This window comes from Pedobacter sp. MR2016-19 (assembly GCF_014947265.1).
Taxonomy (GTDB): domain Bacteria; phylum Bacteroidota; class Bacteroidia; order Sphingobacteriales; family Sphingobacteriaceae; genus Pedobacter.
In genome coordinates this window covers 18,726-41,117 of the sequence record NZ_JADCNK010000013.1, presented here as the reverse complement: position 1 = coordinate 41,117, position 22,392 = coordinate 18,726, and the positions used below count along the sequence as shown (strand labels likewise).

Genomic DNA, 22,392 nt, shown 5'->3' with positions numbered 1-22,392 from the left:
TTTTCAATTGTTTTACGGGCTGTTATGCAGAATGCAGGGATTATCATTTACACTGTTCCTATCGTTATTTAAATACCAGAACATGGTGTTGGCCACCCGATACCTGTAGTTTAAATATGTTTCCCGATGAGAACTACTTAATTTCTATTTTTGGGGTATTGTGAATAAGCTGCTGAACGCGAGAATAAAAAAAGAAATAGGCTATCAAACCATATTTTGGTTGGCGTTATTCATATTTGGCACCGCCAGGAACTACAGCGAGTCTGGAGAGTCTGAATTTAGAGAGTTTTTTTATTACGGCCTTTGCCACCTCATATTTCAAATAGCCGGTTCCAATTTTATATATTATGTTCTGATACGGAAATATTTCGACCATAAAAAATACATTCTGTTTTCGGTTTATCTTCTGTCGGCTACCTATGTATTAGGGGTGTTAAACCGCATCTTCATTGTACATTTAGCTGAGCCTTTTTTCGCCAATTATCCAAAGAATAGTATCATAGAGATCTTGACGGACATAGAATACCTCCTGATCTGTTATATTATTCCGTTCTTATCAGGCGCATTCATATTTATTTCGGTGATGTATATTTTACGTTACAACAGCGAGAAACAAAATACGGTACAACTTCAAAAAGAGAAAGCTGAACTCGAATTGAAAGCCTTGAAATCACAGCTTAATCCCCACTTCCTCTTCAACACACTGAACAACATTTACTCCTTGTCTATCGTAAATTCCAGCTATACTTCAGAATCGATCAGCCGGCTTTCCGACATCCTGGACTATGTTTTGTATAAAGGACAGCAGCGGCTGGTGATGATCTCAGATGAACTTAGCATAATTGATGCCTACATTGAACTGGAAAAGCTGCGATATGATGAACGTTTACATATTACCCAATTTCAAAATATTAAATTTCCTAACTTCGTTCCTCCCCTGTTGTATTTGTCGCTGGTTGAAAACGCCTTCAAACATGGGGCAGAAAAAACAAGCGGAAATATCGATATTCGTATTTCTGTAGTAACCGGACACGACCATTCTATTTTTAAAGTTGAAAATTCAGCATTTAAAAAAGATTCCGGTAATAGAGAAAAAACAGGCATAGGACTGAAAAACATAGAGAAACAGCTCCAGTCCTATTATCCTGATCAATATTCAATGAAAATAACCGATAAAAGCAATTGGTTTGCAATCGAAATAATAATCCCTGGAAATCATGATTAATTGTATTATCATAGACGATGAACCTTTAGCCGTTAACCTTTTAGAAAATCACATTTCTAAAATTGAGGACCTGAAGCTTGTTGCCAAGGGAAAAAATGCGCTTGAAGCCTATAAGCTGTTACAAAATCACGAAGTAGACCTGATGTTCCTTGACATCCAGATGCCTGACCTCAACGGGATAGAATTTCTAAAATCTCTCCATAAAAGACCCGGAACAATATTTACTACCGCATTTCGCGAATATGCCATAGATGGATTTGAACTTGAAGCCGTAGATTATTTATTGAAGCCCATCACTTTTGAAAGATTCTTTAGATCGGTCCACCGAGTATTAAGAAATATGGAAAAGATTCCTGAAGATTTTATTGTGTTAAAGGCAGAGGGATTTAATAGGAAGATAAAAATAAATGATATTCTTTATTTTGAAAGCAGTGGAAATGATGTGAAGGTTATTCTTGCCAATGACAACCTGACGGTTTTGAAAACCTCCATTTCTGACCTGGAAACAACTTTACGACATAATGGATTTGTCAGGATCCACCGTTCTTTCCTGATCAACCCGAATGCTGTTACTGCTGCAAATCACAACGAAATACTTCTGGGTCAATTTATGGTTCCCGTAGGCAGGAGTTACAAAAAGCAATTTGATGATTTTGTTAATCAGTTTTTTGCAAAACGATTTTTCAGCAAATAATTCTAAAATTGTAGCGTGCATGAATGATGTATTTTAATGAATTGATTCTACTTTACTTTGGTAGTGGAGTGCACCAATTCTCTGCTCCTGCCCTTTTTGTCTGCGGTTACGCTGTCGGTATATTGATTACATATCAGCGCAGTTCTTTTTTTTCTTGCCCAATGTCATCATGCCCATTAAATGAAGCCCATTGAACAGATCAAAAGAACTATAATTACGAAACAGATTCGCTTAACAAACGGCTTTTAAATTGTTTAGGCTTTAGTTGATGATGATGTTCAAATACCCTTGTAAAATGGCTAAGGTTAGTAAACCCAAGTTTATAAGCAGTTTCAGATACAGAAAGGCTGCTAAGAAGACTCGCTGCCTGGATCATTCTCATGGCCTGATAGTATTGATGAATGCTTTGTCCAAAGATCTGCACGAAGAGCTTTTGCAATTTTGTTAAACCTAAACCTGACAGATTAGCGAGTTCGGGGAGCAGCGGACAACTATTCAAATTCTTAAGTATTGCCAAACGGACAAGATAAATCTTTTCGGCATCTTCCTGTTTAACATTTACCGGTGCGATGACGGGGCGTTTAGATAAGTTTTTAAAGAGATGATAAATCAATTCCTGTGCTCTTGTCTTATAAAGTAACATCGGCAGTTCCGTAGCGCCATTGATCCTGATGATCTGCTTTATAATATGATCCATTTCAGGAAGAATGACATCATAAATAACAAATGACGGCTGGGTTTTAACCAAATCTGAAATTGTAGCGCGACTTTCGCTGTTGAGTAAGCCAGTGAGGTAGCTACGCGAAGTGCCGATGATCAGAAAGTTGATTTGTTTATCTGCCGGCATCTTTAGTTCAGTATTGAAGTTACACGTTCCAATCTCCACTTCAAATCCTGTCAATTCAAGAAAGAAGGGATCGTGTTGTTGCTGACTGTATTTTGATAAGAATTTAGACCGGTCAAATTTTAGCGTTATGCTTTCGGTGTTTGCAATAGCTTGCCGCTTGAGTACAAGATCAAGGTTTAATTTATAGTTATGAATAAACAGGGCCATGCCATCCAGGCTGATATGCTGGATGTACCCCTCTCCCAACCATTGCGGCAGATGTACTTTGTCTCCTTCCACAATCGTACCGAAATGTTTGGCGAAAGCAGTCAGAAAATGATAGTTTTTTATGACTTGAAATTCAAATTCTACGGATTTAAAACTTTCAGGTTTTACCATTATAAAATAAATAGTGCCGTTTTGGTAGCGTGGAAAAGACTCCATTAAATATACTAAATCAAAAGCATCGATTTGCGATTGATCGGACTATTTTTTTAAAAATGCAGCCTATAGCGACTTTTCCGACTATTGTTTTTTATAGGCGATGCTTTGTGCTTTAGCTAAATTTGAAAATAGATACATCACGAATATTTAAACAGTATAACTATGGACAATTCACATCCTTTGCCAATAACCGTTGATCCTAAAGGTGGGGAAATATTATCGATCGTAGGCGATAACTATCGCGTACTGGTATCCGGTAAGCAAACCAATGGTGCATTTGCCACTATCGACATGCTGATCCCTCCGCAAAGCGGGCCTGGGCCCCATTCTCATGCCAATTTTTACGAATCTTTTTATATCATCGATGGCGAGGTAGAAGTTCATTCTGAAGCCGGATCTTACACCGCGACAAAGGGTTCATTTGTGGTCATACCTGAAGGCGGTGTGGTGCACTACTTTAAAAACGTAAGTGATAGGTTAGCGCACCTGCTTTGTACAGTTGTGCCTGCCGGTTTAGAGGAGTTTTTTGAAGAAATAGGTGAACCGGTAGCTGCTGGTGAATTTCTTCCACCGCCGCTCATGACACCGGATGCTGTAAAAAAATTGCAGGCCATTGCGGAAAAACATGGGCAAATCGTATATCCGCCAGACTACCTCGACAAAAAGTAACGTATTTGTTCCCCATCCAAACCTAAACGAACCATGAAACATTTTAAAAAAGACGACACGATCATTTTACTGATCGATCACCAGGTAGGAACGATTACCATGGCCACCAACCGGCCAAAGGAAATGATCATCAGCCGGGCTAAAGCATTGGCTAAGATCGGTAAGGCGCTAGGTATGCCTATCGTGCTGACCACGAGTATGGAAGACCAAATGCAAGGGCAGTTAGTACCCGAATTACAGGAGATATTACCGGAAGAATATGCGAACAGGGTAAAAAGAAGCGGAATCACCAATGCCTGGGATGACCAGAATTACAAAGACGCGGTTTTAAAAGCAGCTAATGGACGTAAGAACGTTATTATGGCCGGGCTGACCAATGATGTTTGCATCGTGTATCCATCGATTTCAATGGTAGAAGAAGGTTTTGATGTGCAGGTAGTAATAGACGCCGGAGGTTCTCCAACAGAGATCGCTGATGATGTAGCCAGGGCGACCTGGGAAAAGCACGGCGTTCGCACCAACGTGATCAACCAGTTAATTACCGAATTGACGGACAGATGGGAAAGCGAAGATGGTGGAAAGCTTATGCAAATCCTGCTGTCTGATATCATTCCTACCTTCGGACAGTTTAAGTAGTACACATTGAAAATAATCCAATGGCACTATCCGAAGAAGTAAAGAAAACAATTGCCGATGCAGAAGCGCATGGCTTTGATAAGTTAAACCTTTTGCCACCCCAACAAACCAGGGACCTCATGAAACAGGCACCTGCAAATCCTAACCCCACAGCGGTTGGACAGGTGATTAATACGATCATTGAAAAAGACCAGATTCCGGTAAGAATATATGTTCCGAAAGGAAGCGGCCCCTTCCCTGTGATATCTTATTTTCATGGAGGTGGTTTCGTGCTGCTGAGTTTGGATACACATGACGAGATTTGCCGCCAGCTATGCGTCAACACAGGAGCTGTGGTGATGTCGGTAGATTATAAACTAGCACCGGAGCATCCCTATCCGCAAGGCCCCGAAAGCGCAGTTGCGGCAACACTCTGGATGATTGAAAATGCAAAAAATTATAATGGCATGGGCAATAAAGTGGCTGTTGCGGGCGATAGCGCCGGGGGATATATGGCGATTTGGGTGGCGCAAAAGTTGGCAGCTACTGGCATCGTACTTAAGGCTCAGTTTGCAACTTATCCGGTAACAGATCACTATTCAGCACACCATGCATCGTGGGAAGAAAACAAGGAAGGCTATGTGTTGACTGCCGAAATGATGAAATGGTTTTGGGATAATTACCTAACCGATCCTGCCAAATTTGATGAAGCATCGCCATTAAGGGCAGCTGACCTTTCGGGTTTGCCACCGGCGCTGATCATGACGTCCAACTATGACCCTCTGAGAGACGAAGGCAAGGCCTATGCCGATAAGCTGCAAAAAGCAGGTGTTCCTACGATCTATCAAAATTACGAAAACGTGCATGGATTTTTCGGAACAGGTGCTATGGGACAAAAAGCGATGCAGGAAGCCAGCAACTTTTTAAAAGATAAGTTAAACAGTTAACCATGTTGCAAACCATTTTAAATCAGCAAAAGGTCATCAAGAAAAACGGTGGCTTCGGCATCGGGATACTCTTTCCTGTTAAGGGGGTACGCTGATCAAATTGTATAAATTAAGGTATCCTCCGTTGCATACTGACTTTTGGATAAGACAAAGCGTACTTTTGCTAAATGATGACGTTACTTTCTGTGGTACTTTGGTATAAATATCAGATAAAATGAAAGCGATAAGAATCAATGAATTTGGCGGACCGGAGGTCATGAAGATAGAGGAAACAGAACGTCCGGTTCCGGCAGCCGGTGAAATTTTAATTAAAGTATATGCCAGTGGCGTGAACCCGGTTGATTGGGCGATCCGCAATGGTACGAACCAGAGTTTACGGTCGTTCCTTAAATTACCGATCACTTTGGGTTGGGATGCGGCAGGGATCGTTGAGGATGTGGGTAGCGATGTTATGGCCTTTAGTAAAGGTGACGAGGTATATGGTGTGCCTGATTTTCCAGGGGACGGGAGTTATGCGGAGTATTGTGTTGCCAAAGCATCTCGGTTCGCGCTTAAACCTAAAAGCCTTAACTTTAACCAGGCATCGGCTGTTCCTCTGGCGGCGCTTACGGGATGGACGGGGATGTTTGAGCATGGTAAATTGCAGCCCGCGCAGCGGATCTTAATTCAGGGTGCGTCCGGTGGGGTTGGAAGTTTCGCCGTACAATTCGCGAAAGCCAAAGGGGCCTATGTGATCGGGATGGCATCTACCGCTAACTTGGATTATGTGAGGCAGCTTGGGGCGGATGAAGTGATCGATTACAAGACCCAAAAGTTTGAAGAGCTGTTGCAGGACATTGATGTGGTTTTGGAGGCTTCGCCGGTCCGCGATAACGGGGAGCGAATCAAAGCGCTGAGCGTGTTGCGTGAAGGAGGGATATTTGTTAGCGTGAATACCGACTTTAAGTTCAATGACGAAATGATAGCAACGGTTAACAATAAAAAGGTAAAAGCAGAACTGGCTCTAAACCAGGCACGGCAGGAATGGTTAACAGAAATGGCTGCACTGATCGATGAAGGTAAGGTGCAGGTTTTCATCGATAAGGTATTCCCGTTTGAACAGGCAGCCGAGGCTCATCGGGAAAGTGAAACCTGGCATGTGCGTGGTAAGCTGGTATTGGAGATCAGGAAATAAATTTTGTATGAAGCATTTTAAAGCGATAGAAGAGTTTCACAGATATTTGAATTTGCCGGCACCGCATCATCCGCTGATCAGCGTGCTTGATGTGGCGGCTGTTCCTCAACCGGATCGATATGAGCTGGTAAACATGGTGATGGATTTTTATTCCATTTCCGTTAAAAGGATGAGTAATGTTACCTTGAAATACGGGCAGCATCCGTTTGACTTTAATGATGGCATCATGTCTTTTATGTCGCCTAACCAGGTGTTTAGTATTGGTGCCTATGATGTAGGGAAGAAAATTGAAAAATCAGGATGGGTGATCTATATCCATCCTGATTTCTTTTGGAATACGCCTTTGGCCAAAACGATCAGTCAATATGATTTCTGGGACTATTCTTTAAAAGAAGCCCTGTTTCTGTCAGAAAAGGAGGAAACCATCATCAACAAAATCATACAGAACATTTTGCAGGAGTATGAAGCGAATATTGATAAATTCAGCAAGCGTATTATTGTTTCCCATATCGAAGCTTTGCTGAATTATGCCGACCGGTATTATCACCGCCAGTTTATTACCCGTGAAAAGACGAACCACCAGGTATTGGAACGGGTGGAGAAGTTGCTTACTGATTATTTTAACGGTGAAGATCTGATCTCAAAAGGTTTACCTACGGTGGCTTATCTAGCCGGACAACTTAACCTTTCGCCGAAGTATTTGAGCAGCCTGCTCAAGGTTTTAACGGGGAAGAGCACGCAGCAACATATTCATGATAAACTGATCAGGAAGGCAAAAGAGAAGTTGTCGACCACAAATTTGTCGGTGAGCGAAATCGCTTATGAATTAGGTTTTGAACATTCACCGTCTTTCAGTAAGTTGTTTAAAGCGAAAACCAGGCAATCACCGGTTGAGTTCAGGGCGACTTTTAATTGAGATTTAGCTTGGGCTTTACAGCTATTTATTCGCCCTTAATTGGTGGACTGAAACCCCGGGTACAGTTTCATGAGTTCGCAGATGTGGTAAGTCGTAATGCCGTAGTACTTAAATAAAGGATGTTTAGCGGTAACATCAACAGAACAAAATGAAAAAAATAATTTATTCGAAATTCGGAGGGCCGGAAGTATTGCAAATAGCAGACTTGCCTATCCCTGCTGTCCGGGAAACCAACGTTTTGATCAAAGTCAAAGCGGTATCCATCAATCCGCTGGACTGGAAAATACGCAATGGTGAAATGAAATTAATGTCGGGCAGTAAATTCCCAAGAGGCATCGGTATTGATTTTTCGGGCATTGTGGAACAAACTGGCTCATCGGTAACTCAATATCAAAAAGGTAATGAAGTGTTTGGAATATTGAATGTATTCAAAGGTGAAGCCCTTGCTGAATACATCGTTGCCACCGAAAAGGAAATAGCCATCAAGCCTCAAAATATTTCATTCGAACAGGCTGCGGCAATTCCTGTAGTAGGTTCTGCCGCGTTGCAGATATTTAATACTTTGGTGGAAGTGAAAAAAGGCAGCGAAATTCTGATCAATGGTGCATCAGGTGGAATAGGCATGTTCGCCACGCAAATCGCAAAAATGAAGGGTGCCATTGTTACCACCGTAGCCGGTGATAGCGGGATTAAGGCGGTCAAAGATTGGGGAGCTGATTTCGTCGTCAATTACCGCAACGAAGATGTTTTGAATGGAAACAAACAATATGATGTTGTTATCGACCTTTCAGGTAAAATGCCTTATACAAAAGCAAAGAAAATTATGAAGCGTTCATCTGCTTATGTACATACTGCCCCCGGGCCAAAAGAAATTCTCAGCTCCTTTTTTATCAACTTGTTTTCCAATAAGAAATATAAACTACTCATGCTTAAACCAGCTCCCGAATATCTGACTGCTCTTTCGGGTTATGCGGAGAACGGAATGGCCATTGTGGCAAGTAAGGTATATCCTTTCCATTCATTTAAAAAAGCTTATACCGAGGTACCCGACGGTAAATTTATTGGGAAAGCAGTAATTACAATAGACGGGCTGGTTTAAAAATATCTCAAAATCTTATGCTACAACAGACAAATGCAAACTGGCTAAAGTTTACAATAGGAATAGTCCTAAGCACTATTCTTTCATTAAGTGTTCATACGGTGATGCTTCAGAAAATGAATGTTCCCTTTCCCGATCTGTCGGTTATTACCATGCCATACAAATTCGTTATCCGTATATTTTCGGTGTTTGGGCTACTGTTTTTCTGGCACCTGGCGGATAAGAAAGTTAATGGTTCTTTTGTGAAAAAATGGGCGATCCTGTTTCTGATTGATGCGATGTTGACAGAATCTCTTTTTAGGGGGCCGTTTATGGACGGGTACTGTACGAATTCGCTTGGCTTTATGCTGATCAATAACATCCCCAAATTATTTACAATAGCCATAATATGCGGACTGGTTGTCTTTACTGCGCCAAAGCTAAATAACGTGCTCTATAAATTTTTAGCAGCCATTGCCCTGGCGGCTGTATTTATGTTCGCCATTAATCCACTCAGTGCGGCAGCCTGGAAACCGGTAATGGAAAAAATTTCATACCTGGCACCAACCGGCGAATGGTGTAAATTACCTTATGGTCCTGATGTTTTAATACCCGCATATATAAGCTTTATAGAGCCTGTTTTGGCTTGCATGGAAATGGCAATGTTAATATTGAACCAACTAACTCCTGTTAAATGGTTAAGATTATTACTATTCGCTTTACTTGTAGTAACTATTAATTATCAATTATTAATGCCCTTTTTTTATGTATTAAAACACAAAGGCCCCTTTATTTCCAACCTGGCAAGTGAAGGTCAATTTGCTTTAGAATCAATCGTTTTGGCAATAACAACAGGTTTAACCTGGCAATGGAGTTCGTTAGTTAAGTCAACAGCAGGAGAAAAGACTAAAAAAGTAAAGATCGCTTGTTAAAGGCGGGTTATTCTACCTATTACCGTGCAAACAGGCAGTTTATTATTAGTCTTAACGCTATCAAAACCATTTATATTTATGGCAAAAACCAACTGAAAATTGTGGTCTCACCAGAGCCCGATGAGGTGATCTTGATCAGTAAAAACAAGGTATCGGAATTTAAAAAATGGCTTGACAGGTAATTTCTCAACAAAAACAAATCAATACATTTAACTATCTTATAATGATTACATTATAAGTTTAATTACCCTTAAACTTTTCTATAGCTTCGGGCGTTACCGGAGTAAAAAGATTCACCAGATTGCCATCGGGATCTCTTAATAATAAAGATTGATTGCCCCAGGGCATAATGGTAGGTTCCTGTACGATTGCGCTTTTTAAGGAAACCGCTAATTGTTCGAAATGCTTCAGCACATCATCAACCCTGAATTCGATAATCATGCTACGGTTTTGTGCAGGTTGAGCAACACTGTCGCCACCAAAAAAATGTAAAGTGCGTATGCTCCCAATGGCCAGGTTTGCGCCTGGGGTTTTTAATTCGGCAAAATCAGGCGTGTATCTGGTGGCTTTTAAACCTGTTACCTGTTCGTAAAAATAGATGAGTGTTTCAACCTGGGCCGTAATAATGCGGGTGGATATTAAATTCATTGCTAATCATTTTAATTGTGCAACGAAGGTATCAGGTGCTCATGACAACTGTTTGTCAGGGTTTGTAATTTTTTTTCTTTTTTCTGTACATATTCCTGAAGAATAAGTTGATATGTATGCCTGATGCTGCCTCGATCAGGGCTATTAACTTAGGCCTGTGGCACAGAAAACCGACATAGTAGCAGAAAATGACTAAACTAAACCTGATCGAACGAATGCCATTTTTCATGGCAGAAGGTAGAGCAGGAAGAAATTAACCTATGGAGTACTGCAATTGCTTTCCTGATAATAAGCCATCAAATGAGTAATATTAATCATGATGCAGGTTGCACCAGTAGGTAGTATATTATATGAGTAAAATATAGGCGATTTTTTTTGAGCGCATTGTCATTCGCTTTTTTAATTTACTCCTGCTTCACTAGTGTACACTAGCCTCCAGAGACTGGAATGTTAACCTATTTACTTACTGGTACTTATTTACATAATCCTGAAGTCCGCCCTTCATTCCTACACCTACGGCTTCGAAACGCCATTCTCCATTGCGACGGTAAATACGGCCGAACTCTACAGCAGTTTCGATAGAGAAATCTTCTTCCAGTTCATATTTCATAATTTCTACCCCATTAGTGTCTACAATGCGTACGAAAGAGTTTTTAACCTGTCCGAAGTTTTGCCTGCGTGCCAAAGCATCATGGATGGTTACCACAATGCACAATTCGCTGATTGCAGGGTTCACAACCGTAAGATCAACATGGATCGCTTCATCGTCACCATCTCCCTCTCCTGTTAAATTATCGCCGGTATGGGTAAGGGCGCCATCCGGAGAAATTAAATTGTTATAAAACACGAAATATTCATCAGCAATCAATTTCCGATTTTCGCCCAGCATAAATACCGAGGCATCTAAATCGAAATCGTAACCACTAGAGGCACTGTTGGTATCCCAGCCCAGCCCGATGGTAAATTTTGGAGCGCTTAAATTTTCGCGTTGCCCTTTTTGAAGATTAATGGCCATGTAATAACAGGTTGAATTTTAATGCCCGCAAGCTAAAGTTAAATCGGGATTATTGCAATGCCCGGGAAAAAATATTGGGTATTTGTAAAAAGGTATGAGCAGCTATATGTTTTTTTGAAAATGCAGGTCAGTTTTTCTTTGGGCAAATAAAGTGGTACCATCTAGCTCCAGCCTTGCATTCTAAACGATTTAAAATCTTAATGGTTAGCCACCGGTGCCAATTAGCCCGTTTTTTTTGAAACGGTGATTGCCTCCTTCATCCTTTAATTTTTCAGGATGTCAGATGTAACCTATGTTATAAATTCCATAAAAATGAATAACAATTTTTGATTATCATTATTCTTTAAACAGATTGAGAATTTAGCTTCCTTTAGATATTTTTAGCCGCATTTAGTCAATAGATCCAAAGAAATCATTAATTTTCGGCAGATCTATTCAATAAGCATGACTTCTATCTAATGAAACTACAAAAGCATACCCATAAAATATTTTTAATTGCGCTATTGGTTTTTTGCCAGCTAATGGCTTTGGGGCAAACAAAAAAACAGAAACTCACAAGTAACACTAAACCTTTTGTGCTTGGCGTAATAGATGAAATACAATCGGGAGAACTGGCAGAGAAAAGAATCCTGAACATATACCTTCCTGAAGGTTATAATCAAAGCGACAGTACCAGATATCCGGTAATTTATTTGCTTGATGGTTCTGCTGATGAAGATTTCATTCATATTGCAGGGCTTGTACAGTTTAATAGTTTCGAATGGGTAAATCAGGTTCCAAAATCAATTGTAGTTGGCATTGCAACTGTCGATCGTAAAAGGGATTTTACTTTTCCTACATCGATTGAGCGTGATAAGAAAAACTATCCTACAACTGGCCATTCAGATCAATTTATTTCTTTTATTGAAAAAGAACTTGAGCCTTATATTCAGTCAAAATATAAAACGAATACAAACAAAACCATTATCGGTCAATCTTTAGGAGGCTTGCTAGCTTCCGAAATTTTAATCAAAAAGCCTGCTCTTTTTAATCGATACATTATTATTAGTCCAAGCTTATGGTGGGACAATGGTTCGTTGCTCAATCAGGATTCGAAAATCAGTGGAAGTACTTTTAACCAGCAAACCGCGGTTTACATTGCTGTTGGTAAAGAAGGACTAACGCCTACCGAAATTCCCAGGGTAATGGAGGTGGATGCAAATGTACTGGCCGAAAAGATAAAAGGTTTTAAAAACAACGCTGTTAAAGTCTATTTCGATTTTTTACCACAAGAGAATCATGCAACGATCATGCATCAGGCGGTTTCTAATTCTTTTAAGTTTTTATATCCCCAAATGAAAAAAGAGTAACGTCAGCTCAGTGTCTGCCCTTTTAAGGGACGGATATTCCATAAAAAATGGTATGGCTATTCTCCTAAAACTAATGTTTTTAATGAAAAGAATAATTAAATTTTTAAATTCAAATAAATAAACGTTAATTAGACATTTATTTATTGTTATGAGCAACGCAAACTATGTAATTGGAGTAGATTACGGGTCAGATTCTGTCCGGTCTGTTCTAGTCGATACCGCAAACGGAAAAGAAATAGCATCATCTGTTTTTCTTTATCCAAGATGGCAGAAAGGTTTATATTGTAAACCCGCTGTTAATCAGTTCCGCCAGCATCCCTTAGATTATATTGAAGGTTTAACCCACACCATAAAAGATTGCCTGGCCAAAGCCGGCGGTGCAGAAATTGCACATTTGGTAAAAGGTATTTCAGTTGATACAACCGGCTCCAGCCCGGTTGCTGTTGATGCAACAGGTACTCCCCTTGCTTTAACCAAAGATTTTGAGGAGAATCCGAATGCTATGTTTGTGCTTTGGAAAGACCATACATCAGTTAAAGAAGCGGCCGAGATTAATGAACATGCCACAAAATTCAGCACCAATTACCTTAAATATGTTGGTGGCATTTATTCTTCTGAATGGTTCTGGGCTAAATTGCTATATATTTTAAGGGTTGATTCAAGTATTAAAAAAGCTGCTGCATCCTGGGTAGAACACTGCGATTGGATTCCATTTTTACTTTGTGGTGGAAATGATATCAAAGAAATGAAACGCAGTCGTTGCGCTGCTGGCCATAAAGCACTTTGGGCAGAAGAATTTAACGGTTTACCTCCGGAAGATTTCTTTAGTAGTCTTGATCCGCTTTTAGCGGGATTTAGAGATAAATTATTCACCGATACCTATACTTCTGACATTGCTGCAGGAACATTGAGCGAAGAATGGGCAACTAAACTGGGCTTAAGTACAGATGTAGTTGTTGGTGTTGGCGCATTTGATGCCCATATGGGCGCGGTAGGCGGACAAATTGAGCCTTACTACCTGAGCAAAGTAATGGGTACCAGTACCTGCGATATTCTGGTTGCACCTAACCAGGATTTAGATGGAAAATTGATTAACGGTATCTGCGGCCAGGTTAATGGCTCGGTAATTCCGGGGATGGCAGGTTTAGAGGCGGGGCAATCTGCTTTTGGCGATGTTTATGCCTGGTTTAAGAACTTAATCAGCTGGCCACTAAATCATTTATTGACCGAATCGGCACTAATAGATGAAGCTACAGCAATTGCTTTAAAAGAAGAACTGGAGGCTAAAATTATTACCAATTTAAGTAAACAAGCTGAAGCATTGGAAGATGATGATTATGCAGAACTGGCAGTTGACTGGTTAAACGGTCGCAGAACACCAGATGCAAACCAGGAACTTAAAGGTGCAATAACCGGTTTAGGTTTAGGAACTGATGCACCACGTTTTTTCCGTGCTTTAGCTGCAGCTACCTGTTTCGGTGCTAAGGCTATTGTAGACCGCTTTAAAGAACAAGGTGTACCTGTAAAAGGGATTATCGGTATTGGTGGTGTAGCGAAAAAATCAGCTTATATCATGCAAATGATGGCCGATGTATTGGAAATGCCAATCAGGATTCACCGTTTCGAGCATACCTGCGCTTTAGGTGCAGCCATGTTTGCAGCCGTTGCTGCTGGCGTTTATCCGAACATTGAAGCCGCGATGGAAGCCATGGGAACAGGTTTTGAAAAAGAATATACCCCAAATATTAAAAAACAAAAGCTTTACCGCCGGCATTACCAACAATATTTGGGACTGGGCAGATACCTGGAGAAATACAACAAAAAAGATGTAAAACCTTATTTATCATGAGCAACTATCAGGATATAAAAGAGCAGGCCTACCAGGCCAATATGCAGTTGCCTAAATTGGGGTTGGTGCTTTTCACTTTCGGGAATGTGAGTGCTGCTGACCGAGCAAAAGGGGTATTTGCGATTAAGCCAAGCGGTGTACCTTACGAAGATCTATCGCCGGACAAAATGGTCATTGTAGATTTTGACGGGAACACAGTTGAAGGGAATTTACGCCCCTCATCAGATACCAAAACCCATGCGGTTTTATACAAACACTGGGAAGAAATTGGGGGGATTGTGCATACACATTCTACCTATGGTACGGCCTGGGCACAGGCACAAAGGGCAATTCCAATTTTCGGAACCACACATGCCGACCATTTAACCGTTGATATTCCATGTGCACCGCCAATGGCTGATGAAATGATTAAAGGAAACTACGAGTACGAAACGGGTTTCCAGATTATGAACCATTTTGAAAGTTTAGGCCTGAGTTATAAAGAGGTAGAAATGATTTTAGTGGGTAACCACGCTCCTTTTACCTGGGGCAAAACGGCCGATAAAGCGGTTTATAACAGCGCGGTTTTGGAAACTGTAGCACAAATGGCTTTATTAACCGAGCAGATTAATCCGCAGGCCCCGAAGCTGAAAGATTCGCTGATTGAAAAACATTATGAGCGGAAGCATGGCGCCGGGGCTTATTATGGACAGAAGTGAGTTTTGAGTATTTGTCATGCTGAGGCACGAAGCATCTGCAACTGATGAAACAGATGCTTCGTACCCTCAGCATGACAGCGAATGATTCCAGGCTTAGTGGCTCACCAAACAATTTTATAAATTACAACGATAGATTAAAATATTTAGCGATTTGGAAAGCAATGGCAGCATCATTTAGGTTACAACAGTCCCGCCCCCGCTTCTGCCGATTGAAAAAATCGGCATCTCGCTACGGTCGGGTTTAGTTGGCTAAAATTGTGCTGCTATCTAAGGATAAAACGGAAAGCAGGACTGCAGTAACCGATGGAATACGGAACTTTGCTTTTCAAAATAAAAAGAATAAGAATAGTGGTCTGTGAGGACACAGACCGAGGAGAATAGAATAAATTAAAAATAACATAGATAGTAATGATTGATTTAAAAAAATTACAAGTTTGGTTTATTACGGGTACGCAACATTTGTATGGCGAAGAAACCTTAAAACAAGTAGCAGAACATGCACAGCAAGTGGCTGATTCGTTAAACCAGAACGGAAGTATTTCTGTTTCGGTAGTGTACAAACCGATTGTAAAAACAACGGAAGAAATTTTCGAAACCTTGCAACAAGCCAATATTGATGAGAACTGTATTGGAGTAATTACCTGGATGCATACCTTCTCTCCGGCTAAAATGTGGATCAGGGGTTTGAATGTTTTGCAAAAACCGCTATTGCATTTACATACGCAGTTTAACCGCGATATTCCATGGAATACCATTGATATGGATTTTATGAACCTGAACCAAAGTGCGCATGGCGACCGTGAATTCGGTTTTATGGTGTCGCGTATGCGTAAAGATCGTAAAGTAGTTGTTGGTCATTGGCAGGATGAAGAAGTGGCTAAACAGATCGATACCTGGTGCAGGGCTGCAGCAGGCTGGCACGATTGGCAAGGCGCTAAATTTGCCCGTTTTGGCGATAACATGCGTTATGTGGCCGTTACTGATGGCGACAAAGTAGAAGCTGAAATGAAATTTGGTTTTGCGGTAAACACTTATGGTATAGGTGATTTAGTAGCGGTAATTAATGGAATTAGTGAAGATGCTATTCAGACGTTACTGAAAGAATATGATGCTACTTATGAAATGGCCGATGATTTAAAAGCTGGCGGCGCAAGGCATTCATCAGTTTACGAGGCAGCTAAAATTGAATTGGGTTTACGTAAGTTTTTAGTTGATGGTGGCTTTAAAGGTTTCTCTGATACTTTTGAAGATTTACATGGTATGATTCAGTTACCAGGGATTGCAGCACAGCGTTTAATGGCCGATGGTTATGGTTTCGCTGGTGAAGGTGACTGGAAAACGGCTGCTTTAGTACGTGCCTGTAAGGTAATGGGTGCAGGTTTAGCTGGTGGTAATGCATTTATGGAAGATTATACTTATCACTTTGATCCTGCAAACTCGATGGTTTTAGGTTCACACATGCTTGAGGTTGACGCTTCTTTAGCGAGTGGTAAAGCGAGTTTAGAGGTTCATCCATTGGGCATTGGTGGCAAAGCAGATCCTGCACGTTTGGTTTTTAATGTTGCCGGTGGTGATGCTTTAAATGCATCTTTAATTGATATGGGCAACCGTTTCCGCCTGTTAGTGAACGAAGTAAAGGCTGTAGAAGCTGAACATGATTTACCAAACTTACCGGTAGCCCGTGTATTGTGGAAACCACTACCTGATATGAAAACAGGTTGTGCAGCATGGATTTATGCAGGTGGTGCACACCATACCGCTTATAGTCAGAATTTAACAACCGAGCATTTATTGGATTTTGCCAATATTGCGGGTTTAGAATATGTGAATATTGGTGCTGATACCAAAATCAATCAATTCAGAAATGAATTGCATTGGAATGAAGTTTTTTATAAATAGTTTTTGATTAACTAACGCTCAACGTTCAGGCCGGTAATCTTAGGATTACCGGCCTTTTTTTATTACTTCCGAAGTTTAGTGGCTTGATGAAATTGAACTTCGGAAGTCTTAAAGTATGTTTTAAAATTACTTTAGGCGATAAAATCGCCTTTTTCGGGCATCCTCGTTACAAACGAGGACGATTATCGCGATCGTCATCCTGAACTTGTTTCAGGATCTTTTTATGATGAAGGCTAAGCAGATATATTTAACAATTACTGCTGAATGTCCTAATAAAAAATCGTCATCTCGACTGAAGCGCAGCGAAATGGAGAGATCTAAAATAGATTTCTCAACTGCTTTTCGTTCATCTACCATTTACAGATTTCAGTAGAAGTTCGTCATTCCCGCGCAGGCGGGAATCTTAAAGCTTATTGCATTAAGATTATTCATAAGTTTCTCTTGTTTCAAAGGCATTCATGAGCACTCCGTGGTTCCCAATCAAGTTGGGAATGACGATTCTACCCAGACTATCAATTCACTAAAATTCCTCTTTTGGGTATAAAGATGAGGATTATTCTATACTCACCATCGCCTTAATCACCCCATTTTTCGGATCTAACCAGCTTTCAAACTCATCTTTTACTTCTTCAAACTTTACCTGGTGCGTAATATAATTGGTTGGATTAACCAAACCAGTTTTCATTGATTTGATTACATGCTCGAAATCTTCAATGGTGGCATTTCTGCTGCTCATTAATGTCGATTCACGCTTATGAAATTCAGGGTGATTAAAAATCAAATCTCCTTTTTGCAAGCCGATTAAAACAAACCGTGCGCCATGTGCCATGTAATTTATGGCGTTATTGATCGCCTTCTGATTACCTGTAGCATCGATTACTACTGTTGGCATATCGCCATTGGTAATATCACTAAGTTGTTGCGTTACATCAGGTGAAAGGGCATTAACCACATGCGCCACCTTTAATTTATCTTTACAGAAAGCTAAACGATCCTCATTAATATCTAAAGCGATAACATTTGCCCCAGCAATTCTGGCGAATTCCATTGTACCTAAACCAATTGGCCCCGCACCGATGACCAGTACAAATTCTCCTGGCTGAACATCTGCCCTGCGAACGCCATGCGCACCGATGGCTAAAGGTTCAACCAAAGCAAGTTCATCATAACTCAATCCTTCGCCATGTAAAAGTGTTCTGGATGGCACCTGTAAATATTCGCGCATCCCACCATCTACATGTACCCCACAAACCTGCATTTTAACACAGCAGTTGGGTTTATTCATCCGGCAGGCAATACATTCGCCACAATTAAAGTATGGAATAAAGGTAACAGCCTCTCCTATTTTGAAACCAGTGGCTCCATCGGCTTCAACCAATTCGCCCGATAACTCGTGGCCTAACACTCTAGGATAATTAAAGAAAGGCTGGGTGCCTTCAAAGGCATGTAAATCGGTTCCGCAAATGCCGATTTTTTTAATTTTTATAATGGCATGGTCTTTTTTAAGCTCAGGCTTTTCTGTTTCTGAATATTCAAAAGTTCCAGGTGTGGTACAGGTAAGGGTTTTCATTTTTAATTTAATGATTGAATTTTGAATAAATGAATTATTGAATGTTGGTAGCGATTTTAAAATCATTCTATCATTCACTCAATTTATCATTCAATAATTAATTTTCTAAGCGTTTGCCAAAGCTCTGTCTAAATGCACATAACCGCCATCAACGTGAATGATCTGTCCGGTGGTATGGCTTGATTTATTCGACATTAAAAAAGCCGTCATATTTGCAATTTCTTCTGCTGTCGTCATTCTGTTTTCTAACGGAATTTTAGAAGTGATTTCTTTTAGTTTTTCTTCAGCATCATCCAAAGTTTCAATCCAGGTTTCGTAAGCGGGCGTCCAGCATTCTGCAACTACAACTGCATTCACACGGATTCCATATTTAAGCAACTCTACAGCCCATTCCCGTGTTAAAGCATTCCTGCCTCCATTAGCAGCAGCATAAGCTGAAGTATTTCCTTGTCCTGTTTCTGCTGTTTTAGAGGTGATGTTTACAATTGCCCCCTTACTTTTAATTAATTCTGGCAGCGCGTGGTGCGCCATCAAATAATAATGCACTACATTTTTATGTAATGAAGCCATAAAGTCTTTATAATTTCCACTTTCTAAACCTACACCGTCATTAACGCCTGCGTTATTCACTAAACCATCAATTCTGCCGAATTGAACTACAATGTTTTTCACCACGGTTTCACAATCGTCAGGGTTGGATAGTTCAGCCACAAACTGTGCAGCTTTCCCTCCATCTGCAATTATAGCATCAACTACTTTTTGATTGTCTTCTGCTTTTCTACCCACGATTACCGCAATTGCATTTTCTTTGGCAAACACTTCTGCGATACTGCGACCAATGCCCTTTGCAGCACCAGTGATGATAATAACTTTTTCTTTTAATTGTAAATCCATGTTTCTTTTTAATTAGTGAATGAGAGATTGATTGAATGCAAAATGCAATTCACTCATTCAAAATTCACTCATTCTATCATTATTTTTATATCTTCTTTTCTTGTTGCTGGCAATACTTTCAAATCTATTAATTTTCCATCTTTTAAAGTGCCTTCAACAGTAGTTTGATATGGCGCATAAAGCTTGAAATGAACATCCCAATCTTTTGGCCATGCCGGGCACAAATATATTTTTTTTCCATCAACTTGCATCAGCATTTCTTGTAAACCGATCATGCCCGATCCACCCCAATTATGATCAGGCACCCAATCGAAACCTGGCCCCCAAAATGCAGGAAACCTCCTGCCTGAATCTTTTAATTTAGCGGTGGTTAGCTTCGCAGCATCTTCTGTTAAACCAAGCCTTGCCGCAAAAATATTGTCTTGTTTCCATCCGATATGACTGCTGAATTTCAGCACATCGGTATCATATTTAAAAGTGTTCATCGCAGTGTCTAAACCAGTTTTGCCGATTCCATAAATGCCCCAAGGGTATACAGGGTACAACTGCGGACTTTCGGTATTATTGATGCGTTCCCAAAGTTTAGCCGGAGAAATGGTAGTATGTCCGTCGAAAGTCCTGAAACTTATTGGCGGAATGGTTTTCAGCATCGCTGTCCATTCGGTTTTCTTAGTTTCAGACAAAGAAGGCAGCGCAATGAATCTCTCTAAAACCGTTTTTAAAGCTGCAATTGTAGAAGTGGAATTGTAAGCCATTTTATAAGTTTCAGCTGCAGACCCCGGGTATAAAACCAAATAGCCATTGGCATCTAAAGCTTTTGCTCCGCGTTGTTTGGCTAAATAAGTATAATGCTCTTTGAAAAAAGTAAGCGAGCTTTCAATTAAAGGAAGGTACTTCTCTATGTTTTTGCCGCTATAGCGCTCGGTTTCCAGAATCATCATACAAAACTCCAATACAGTATCCCATTCGTATTCTAACCAGGCATTGTATTCCATGCCTTTATTAAAATCGGCAGGGCGTTTCCAGCCATACTCAGTAGGATTTGGTAATCCGAAATTTTCTAATTGCTCGGTAAAACTTGCACCCTTGTGCCCCCAGGCGGCTTCTGTTCTGATTTCTGCATTTTTCAACAGATCCAGATAGAAATCGAACTGAGGTTGCATCAGGTCAAAATCCCCGCTTTTTAACATGGGCCAATATACCAGGCGTTGGTTTTGAGCGGTATGCGTTCCACCACCCCATTTCCTGAAATCGGGTGTATATTTTAATGTCGTGTCGGTTAACTGAGGGTCGAAAGTGAAAAGTCCGCCATTGAACTTCGTTGGGTATTTACCAAAAGCATTACAACCCAGCATATACCTGAACAACTGGTAATTTTTAGCCGATTGATTTGCTGTTTCGTCTTTAGCATTGATGTAAATGAAACTCTTTTTCCAGTAAGCATTCCACCATTTTATACTGGCTTTTTGGTCGTTTTTGTTCTTTACAGCATTTAAAGCTTTCTCCCATTCACTAATTGATGCCGTTTTTGAAGTATTTAACCTAATGGAGATGTGATTTGAAGCAGAAGGTTTTTTACTTCTCAAAATCCAGGCTTTAAATGGTGTACTTAAATATACTCCTTCATAATTACCTGCTGGGAACATGTCATCTCCCTGCATCGAGCCGCCAAAAATCAGGTTTTTTAGGGGATTGAAAAGTTCTGCCTTACTATCATCAAGACCTTGTTGTTTCACGGTAACATCGAATACGGTTTCAGGTTTGTTTTGATGGTAGAATTGAATAGCGTTATTTTTAAAGGCTATTTCGTCTCTAAATGTTTTAACAATACCCTGGGGTGCCCATTTATACGAATTCTGATTGTTTTCTTTACCCTTTATTATCCGGTCTTCGAAACGCCAGCTTTCGTAACTGGCTTGGGTAATTATTTTTTGGTTTGATTTTACCTCAAGGTGGATCACCGGATTAAACACATCAACCCAGGCCTTAATTTGAGCATTTAAGCTGCCATTTTTGCCTGAAATCTGAGCGTAACCATCTTTTAAAATCAATTCTTGTTTGAATGTTTTTCCTTCGAATGGATTTGGACTTAAACTCAGTTTTACGCGACCAAGTTTGAGTAAGGTATTATTTTCGTCGAATGTTCCACTGCGTGATAAGTAGAGATAAACATCACCTTTTTCTACCCAAAGGTTTAGGCCGATATCTCCACCTCCTACGGGCATGGATTCTGCAGAGTTGTTACTTTGTGAGGTCCAAATTACGTTGTCTTTTTCTTGCGAAAAAGCATTTGGGCTTATTAACCACAAAGACACAAACACCAAGGAAAGCGTTGTTTTTTTTAGGTTTATGTTTTTTGACCATATGAGACATGTGAGAACATTTAAGGTTAGAGTGCATATACTTAGTGTTCTTTGTGCCTTTGTGGTTAATTTTGTTGTTTGTAATATGTTTGACCACCTAAGGCACCTGAGAGCAGGTAAGACAGGAGCCTTAATGAATTTCAACCATATCAGACATTTTAGGACATTTGAGCGCATGGTGCACATGCTTTGTGCTCTTTGTGCCTTTGTGGTTAACTTTATCGACAACCTGAGAGCGGCTAAGGCAGCATGCTTAATGAATTTCGACCATATAATAAGCCATGTGAGGACATTTAAGCGTCTGGTGCACATAATTAGTGTTTTTTGTGCCTTTGTGGTTAATTTTGTTGTTTCTAATATGTTTGACCACCTAAGGCACCTGAGAGCAGCTAAGGCAGGAAGCTTAATGAATTTCGACCATATCAGACATTTTAGGACATTTGAGTGCATGGTGCACATGCTTTGTGTTCTTTGTGCCTTTGTGGTTAATTTTGTCGACCACCTGAGGCACCCGAGAGCAGCTAAGGCAGCATGTTTAATGAATTTCAACCATATCAGACATTTTAGGACATTTGAGCGCATGGTGC

The 22,392-nt window shown here is 40.4% G+C and carries 20 protein-coding genes; 14 read left to right on the top strand and 6 right to left on the bottom strand.

From position 1 onward, the window contains the following. Window positions 1-220 precede the first annotated feature (220 nt). Both IM793_RS16585 and IM793_RS16580 read left to right on the top strand, forming a co-directional pair. Entirely contained in the window at window positions 221-1,225 is a 1,005-nt protein-coding gene (locus tag IM793_RS16585; RefSeq protein ID WP_227256288.1) for a sensor histidine kinase, read from the top strand. Then, window positions 1,218-1,919: a LytTR family DNA-binding domain-containing protein gene (locus IM793_RS16580; protein ID WP_193423234.1), complete on the top strand. Its 702-nt coding sequence runs from the start codon at window positions 1,218-1,220 to the stop codon at window positions 1,917-1,919. The genes IM793_RS16585 and IM793_RS16580 overlap by 8 nt, the downstream gene beginning before the upstream one ends. Window positions 1,920-2,133: 214 nt before the next feature. Here IM793_RS16580 and IM793_RS16575 read toward each other — a convergent pair whose 3' ends face one another. After that, window positions 2,134-3,144 (bottom strand): helix-turn-helix domain-containing protein, encoded by a 1,011-nt coding sequence (locus IM793_RS16575; protein WP_193423232.1) that lies wholly within the window; start codon window positions 3,142-3,144, stop codon window positions 2,134-2,136. Window positions 3,145-3,351: 207 nt separating this feature from the next. Here IM793_RS16575 and IM793_RS16570 point away from each other — a divergent pair, with 207 nt between their 5' ends. The 8 genes from IM793_RS16570 (at window position 3,352) to IM793_RS16535 (ending at window position 9,702) form a co-directional block, all read left to right on the top strand. Further along, window positions 3,352-3,858: a cupin domain-containing protein gene (locus tag IM793_RS16570; RefSeq protein WP_193423230.1), complete on the top strand. Its 507-nt coding sequence runs from the start codon at window positions 3,352-3,354 to the stop codon at window positions 3,856-3,858. A gap of 33 nt (window positions 3,859-3,891) precedes the next feature. Then, a complete protein-coding gene (locus IM793_RS16565) occupies window positions 3,892-4,494 on the top strand; it encodes an isochorismatase family protein (RefSeq protein ID WP_193423228.1) in 603 nt (200 codons plus the stop codon). Between the two features lie 20 nt (window positions 4,495-4,514). Continuing rightward, window positions 4,515-5,420, top strand: a complete 906-nt coding sequence (locus IM793_RS16560; RefSeq protein ID WP_193423226.1) for an alpha/beta hydrolase — start codon at window positions 4,515-4,517, stop codon at window positions 5,418-5,420. A 214-nt stretch (window positions 5,421-5,634) separates the two neighbouring features. Further along, complete coding sequence (locus IM793_RS16555) at window positions 5,635-6,594, top strand: NADP-dependent oxidoreductase (protein WP_193423224.1); 960 nt, start codon at window positions 5,635-5,637, stop codon at window positions 6,592-6,594. A 7-nt stretch (window positions 6,595-6,601) separates the two neighbouring features. Continuing rightward, window positions 6,602-7,510: an AraC family transcriptional regulator gene (locus tag IM793_RS16550; RefSeq protein WP_193423222.1), complete on the top strand. Its 909-nt coding sequence runs from the start codon at window positions 6,602-6,604 to the stop codon at window positions 7,508-7,510. Window positions 7,511-7,658: 148 nt separating this feature from the next. Further along, a complete protein-coding gene (locus IM793_RS16545) occupies window positions 7,659-8,609 on the top strand; it encodes an NAD(P)-dependent alcohol dehydrogenase (RefSeq protein ID WP_193423220.1) in 951 nt (316 codons plus the stop codon). A 17-nt stretch (window positions 8,610-8,626) separates the two neighbouring features. After that, window positions 8,627-9,520 carry a hypothetical protein gene (locus tag IM793_RS16540; protein ID WP_193423218.1) on the top strand — a complete coding sequence of 298 codons (894 nt, stop codon included), beginning with the start codon at window positions 8,627-8,629 and terminating at the stop codon, window positions 9,518-9,520. Next, entirely contained in the window at window positions 9,514-9,702 is a 189-nt protein-coding gene (locus IM793_RS16535) for a LytTR family transcriptional regulator DNA-binding domain-containing protein (RefSeq protein ID WP_193423216.1), read from the top strand. Before IM793_RS16540 ends, IM793_RS16535 begins: the two co-directional genes overlap by 7 nt. A 58-nt stretch (window positions 9,703-9,760) precedes the next feature. On the opposite strand, the gene IM793_RS16530 is transcribed toward IM793_RS16535, so the two are convergent. Continuing rightward, complete coding sequence (locus IM793_RS16530; protein WP_193423214.1) at window positions 9,761-10,168, bottom strand: VOC family protein; 408 nt, start codon at window positions 10,166-10,168, stop codon at window positions 9,761-9,763. A gap of 463 nt (window positions 10,169-10,631) precedes the next feature. Beyond that, on the bottom strand, window positions 10,632-11,183 hold the full coding sequence (locus tag IM793_RS16525) for a TerD family protein (protein ID WP_121283394.1): 552 nt from the start codon (window positions 11,181-11,183) through the stop codon (window positions 10,632-10,634). Between the two features lie 458 nt (window positions 11,184-11,641). Between IM793_RS16525 and IM793_RS16520 the strand changes: the two genes are divergently transcribed. The 4 genes from IM793_RS16520 (at window position 11,642) to araA (ending at window position 16,978) form a co-directional block, all read left to right on the top strand. After that, window positions 11,642-12,532: an alpha/beta hydrolase gene (locus IM793_RS16520; protein ID WP_227256287.1), complete on the top strand. Its 891-nt coding sequence runs from the start codon at window positions 11,642-11,644 to the stop codon at window positions 12,530-12,532. A 148-nt stretch (window positions 12,533-12,680) separates the two neighbouring features. Beyond that, window positions 12,681-14,381: a ribulokinase gene (locus IM793_RS16515; RefSeq protein WP_193423212.1), complete on the top strand. Its 1,701-nt coding sequence runs from the start codon at window positions 12,681-12,683 to the stop codon at window positions 14,379-14,381. Beyond that, window positions 14,378-15,079 carry an L-ribulose-5-phosphate 4-epimerase gene (locus tag IM793_RS16510; RefSeq protein ID WP_193423210.1) on the top strand — a complete coding sequence of 234 codons (702 nt, stop codon included), beginning with the start codon at window positions 14,378-14,380 and terminating at the stop codon, window positions 15,077-15,079. The genes IM793_RS16515 and IM793_RS16510 overlap by 4 nt, the downstream gene beginning before the upstream one ends. A 408-nt stretch (window positions 15,080-15,487) precedes the next feature. After that, window positions 15,488-16,978 carry an L-arabinose isomerase gene (gene araA, locus IM793_RS16505; protein WP_193423208.1) on the top strand — a complete coding sequence of 497 codons (1,491 nt, stop codon included), beginning with the start codon at window positions 15,488-15,490 and terminating at the stop codon, window positions 16,976-16,978. 553 nt (window positions 16,979-17,531) lie between these two features. Here the strand turns inward: araA and IM793_RS16500 are convergent. The 3 genes from IM793_RS16500 to IM793_RS16490 all read right to left on the bottom strand — a co-directional run bounded on the left by IM793_RS16500 (window position 17,532) and on the right by IM793_RS16490 (window position 21,757). Continuing rightward, window positions 17,532-18,548 carry a zinc-binding alcohol dehydrogenase family protein gene (locus IM793_RS16500; protein WP_193423205.1) on the bottom strand — a complete coding sequence of 339 codons (1,017 nt, stop codon included), beginning with the start codon at window positions 18,546-18,548 and terminating at the stop codon, window positions 17,532-17,534. Window positions 18,549-18,653: 105 nt separating this feature from the next. Next, entirely contained in the window at window positions 18,654-19,442 is a 789-nt protein-coding gene (locus tag IM793_RS16495) for an SDR family oxidoreductase (RefSeq protein WP_193423203.1), read from the bottom strand. A 68-nt stretch (window positions 19,443-19,510) separates the two neighbouring features. Further along, window positions 19,511-21,757, bottom strand: a complete 2,247-nt coding sequence (locus IM793_RS16490) for a DUF5703 domain-containing protein (protein WP_370629800.1) — start codon at window positions 21,755-21,757, stop codon at window positions 19,511-19,513. Window positions 21,758-22,392: the final 635 nt, after the last annotated feature.